Source organism: Mesorhizobium sp. WSM4807 (genome assembly GCF_055811615.1).
In genome coordinates this window covers 1-945 of sequence record NZ_JBVVQY010000103.1, presented here as the reverse complement: position 1 = coordinate 945, position 945 = coordinate 1, and the positions used below count along the sequence as shown (strand labels likewise).

Genomic DNA, 945 nt, shown 5'->3' with positions numbered 1-945 from the left:
GCTCTGGAGAGAGAACAGCCCTTACTCTGAGGCGAGGGGCGGCCATGGCACGCTGGTGACGTTGCGATCACCGATTCCCGTGGAAGGGTAAGTGCCATGACCAAGCGAGACGTTAGACTGAGCAGAGGCGAGTTGAAAGCGTTGCTGTTGTCGGATGAGGACGGCTTCCGCAGAGTTTTGCAGACTGTCGTGCAGGAGGCTTTGGAAGCCGAGATGACGGAGGCGATCGGGGCCGAGAAAGGCGAGCGGACGACGGAGCGGGTTGGTTACCGGTCCGGCTATTACGAACGCAAGCTTGTGACGCGGGTTGGCGTGCTGGAGCTTCGCGTTCCGCAGGATCGGGCCGGCCGGTTCTCGACGGAGTTGTTTGAGCGTTATCAGCGCTCGGAGAAGGCATTGGTGTCGGCGCTGGTCGAGATGTACGTGCAAGGCGTGTCGACGCGCAAGGTGAAGGCGATCACCGAGGAGCTGTGCGGCCATTCCTTCTCGGCCTCGACGGTAAGCCAGGCGACGGCGCGGCTGGATGAAGCGCTGAAGGCGTTCTTTGAGCAGCGGCTTGCCGAACCTTACCCGTACCTCATTCTGGATGCGCGCTATGAGCGGGCGCGCGAGGCCGGCGTGATCGCCAGCCAGGCGGTCTTGGTGGCGATCGGGGTCGACTGGGAGGGCCGGCGCCAGGTGCTCGGTGTCGAACTGGCCAACCGGGAAAGCCATTCGAGCTGGCGCGCGTTCGTGGCAGGGCTCAAGCAGCGCGGGCTCGCCGGCGTGGAGTTCGTCGTCTCCGACGACCATCCGGGGCTCAGGGCAGCGATCCGGGAAGTCCTGCCCGAGGCAGTCTGGCAGCGCTGTTACGTGCACTTCCTCAGAAACGCGCTCGACTATGTGCCGCGCAAGGTCGATGACGACTGCCTGATGGAGCTCAGATGGTTCTATGACCGGCGCGAC

1 protein-coding gene is annotated in these 945 nt (G+C 63.9%); it reads left to right on the top strand.

The annotated features are described in order from the left end of the window. Positions 1 to 96: 96 nt before the first annotated feature. The coding region (locus AC0L3N_RS33865; protein ID WP_473552032.1) for an IS256 family transposase at positions 97 to 945 on the top strand (849 nt) is incomplete at its 3' end.